The sequence below is a fragment of the Phytoactinopolyspora halophila genome, from assembly GCF_003287285.1.
Lineage (GTDB): Bacteria > Actinomycetota > Actinomycetes > Jiangellales > Jiangellaceae > Phytoactinopolyspora_A > Phytoactinopolyspora_A halophila.
This window is the reverse complement of sequence record NZ_QMIG01000058.1, coordinates 1-2,896: the sequence shown is the minus strand read 5'-3', so window position 1 is coordinate 2,896 and position 2,896 is coordinate 1. Positions and strand designations below refer to the sequence as shown.

Here is a 2,896-nt window from a genome sequence, read left to right as displayed (position 1 = left end):
GCCACGCACACACAAAGAAGGCCACCCCGAAGGATGGCCTCCCCGCTGAGATCCGAAGACCCACTATCACTGGTCACACGTTGTGCGCCGTGAGGGACTCGAACCCCCAACCCACTGATTAAGAGTCAGTTGCTCTGCCAGTTGAGCTAACGGCGCAACGATCGTGAAGTTTATCATCGGCTGATTGTCGGCGAGAAATTGTCTGTGTCCGTCGGGAGCTATCGAGGGGTCTGCGCAGGTGGCGGCGCCGGCGGTGGTCCGCCGGGCATGCGCCGAGCCGACTGTGGCACTGTTGTACTCATGGCGAATCAGCCCAGCCGACGCGAGTACGATCTAGACATCCCAGCAGACGTCGAACCTGGCACATACGCCGATTTCGCGTCGATCTGGCACACCTCCGATTCCTTCGTGATCGACTTTGCCGTGGTCAAACGGCCGCCGAAGTCCGTGGAGAACGACGATGGAAGCCGCGTGACCAAGGTGCCCACGCGTGTCGTGTCACGGGTGCGCATACCGCCGAGCCAGGTATTCGAGATCATGAAGGGCCTGGAGAAGCAGTTGTCGATGTGGGAACGCACGCACGGGAAGAAGCAGCGCCCGCCCGAGGGTTCCTAGGCTCGATCCAAGAGTTCCCGGGCTCGGCCCGAGGGCTCGCGGGGCGGTTCGGTTGACGCTTGGTCACCGGGCGAGAGCGGTGTAGCTCACCCGTCTTCGGCTTCGATTCGGGCGAGTACCTGAGTGGCGAGCGTTTCGAGCGTCGTGAGTTGTTCGGTGGTCAGCTCGTCGAGGAAGAGGCGGCGAACGGCCTCGACATGTCCGGGTGCGGCGGCTTCGATGGCCTTGCGCCCGCAGGCGGTGAGGACGACGTGCGCGCTGCGTGCGTCGGTGGGACAGCTCGTACGTTGCACGAGTCCACGCCTTTCCATTCGCGTGACCTGGTGAGATACCCGGCTCTTTTCCCATTCCAGGGCTTGGGCCAGCTCGGAGACGGTGAGGTACTCCTCGGGTACGTCGGTCAGGCGTACGAGGACTTCGAACTCCGAGAGTGTCATGTTCGAGTCGTTCTGGAGCTGCCGGTTGAGGCGCGCGTTCAACGTTCCCTGCATCCGCACGTAGGCGCGCCATGCCCGCTGCTCGTCCTCGTCGAGCCACCTCGTCTCGTTCACACGTAAACCCTACACTGAATTTGGTTGACACGTCACCTATTTTCTGCCACTGTGTGATGTGTCAACCAGTCCGTCTCGGATTAGCGCATGAAGGAGTAGGGATGTCGCAATTCAGCGAGCTCACAGGTAAATACACGATCGACCCGGAACACTCGCGTCTCGGCTTCGTCGCGCGGCACGCGATGGTGACTAAGGTCCGGGGTTCGTTCAACGACTTCTCGGGTTCCCTCACCATCGACGGTGACAACCCGGAGCAGTCCAGTGCGCAGGTCACCATCAAGGCGGTCAGCATCGACACTCGCAACGAGCAGCGTGATGGCCACCTGCGGACCAATGATTTCCTCGATGTCGAGAAATACCCCGAGATCACGTTTGTCACCACCGGAATCCGCCAGACGGGCGATGAGACCTTCGAGGTCACCGGGGATCTCACGATCAAGGACGTGACTCGTTCCGTCACGATTCCTTTCGAATACGGTGGCTCGGCGATCGACCCGTTCGGCAATTTCCGCCTTGGCTTCGACGGTTCGGTGACGGTCAACCGGCACGACTTCAACGTCACCTGGAATGCGCCGCTTGAGACGGGTGGTGTCCTGCTCAGCGACAAGGTCACCCTCGAATTCGAGGTCTCGGCCATCAAGCAGTAAATGTGGGCTGGGAGCTCATGATGACGGGGGCGGCTGACCAGACCGGTCGTACGGTGGCGCCGCATGGGCTGCACCATGTCACGGCCATCGCCGACGACCCGCAGCGAAACGTCGAGTTCTACACCCGGGTGCTCGGGCTGCGATTGGTCAAGCAGACGGTGAACTTCGACGCACCGGACACCTACCACCTCTATTACGGCGACGAGACGGGACGGCCGTCCAGCCTGCTCACGTTCTTTCCCTGGCGAGGCGTGCCCCGGGGACGGGAGGGCGCCGGCCTGACGACGGCCACGGCGTTCAGCGTTCCCGAAGGATCGATCGGGTGGTGGCACGAGCGGTTGAAGGGCCTTGGCGTGCCCGTCGAGCAGCCGTACAGCCGTGGTGGTGAAGACGTCCTGTCGCTGCGAGATCCGGACGGGATGACGATCGAGCTGGTCGCCGCCCCCAGCGACCAGCGTTCCGGTTGGGACGGCGAAGCAAGCATCCCGGCCGAACGGGCCGTGCGCGGCCTGCACGCCATCACGGTGAGTGAACATCTCCTCGACCCCACCGCACAGATGTTGACGACGACACTCGGGATGCGCCTGGGTGAGGAGCAACAGAACCGGGCACGGTTCCAGATGTCGGGAGGCGAGTCGGGAACTCTTGTCGACGTATCAGCGGTCTCGGCTGATCGTGGGCTGCAGGCCGGTGGAACGGTGCATCACGTCGCCTTCCGTGCGCCGGACTTGGACACGATGACCCGCTGGCGCGACGAGCTCGTCGAATCCGGAATCCGGGTGACCGAGATCATCGATCGGCGGTACTTCATGTCGATCTACTTCCGCGAACCCGGTGGTGTGCTGTTCGAGATCGCAACTGACACGCCGGGTTTCGACATCGACGAGCCGCTGCTCGAACTCGGGCGTTCCCTGAAACTGCCGCCCTGGCTGGAGCCAAGCAGGGAGGATATCGAAGCGTCCCTGCCGCCGTTACGGCTTCCCGGCGCGTACGGCTGATGCCGTACGCATTCGGTGGTTCGATGGGTCTTCGGATCCTGGCGGGGTGCTGGGTTCATCGGACGATGATGGAGCCTAGTACTCG

General features: G+C 62.7%; 4 protein-coding genes and 1 tRNA gene. 3 read left to right on the top strand and 2 right to left on the bottom strand.

Going from position 1 to position 2,896, the window contains the following annotated elements; all coding sequences use genetic code 11:
• Nucleotides 1-83: 83 nt before the first annotated feature.
• Nucleotides 84-156 (bottom strand) — tRNA-Lys (locus DPM12_RS22580).
• A 144-nt stretch (nt 157-300) separates the two neighbouring features.
• Here DPM12_RS22580 and DPM12_RS22575 point away from each other — a divergent pair.
• Nucleotides 301-615 (top strand): DUF3467 domain-containing protein, encoded by a 315-nt coding sequence (locus tag DPM12_RS22575; RefSeq protein ID WP_112260594.1) that lies wholly within the window; start codon nt 301-303, stop codon nt 613-615.
• Nucleotides 616-701: 86 nt separating this feature from the next.
• Here DPM12_RS22575 and DPM12_RS22570 read toward each other — a convergent pair whose 3' ends face one another.
• Entirely contained in the window at nt 702-1,166 is a 465-nt protein-coding gene (locus DPM12_RS22570) for a MarR family winged helix-turn-helix transcriptional regulator (RefSeq protein WP_211659265.1), read from the bottom strand.
• A 101-nt stretch (nt 1,167-1,267) separates the two neighbouring features.
• Between DPM12_RS22570 and DPM12_RS22565 the strand changes: the two genes are divergently transcribed.
• A complete protein-coding gene (locus DPM12_RS22565; protein ID WP_112260593.1) occupies nt 1,268-1,813 on the top strand; it encodes a YceI family protein in 546 nt (181 codons plus the stop codon).
• A 20-nt stretch (nt 1,814-1,833) separates the two neighbouring features.
• Entirely contained in the window at nt 1,834-2,811 is a 978-nt protein-coding gene (locus DPM12_RS22560) for a ring-cleaving dioxygenase (RefSeq protein ID WP_112260595.1), read from the top strand.
• Nucleotides 2,812-2,896: the final 85 nt, after the last annotated feature.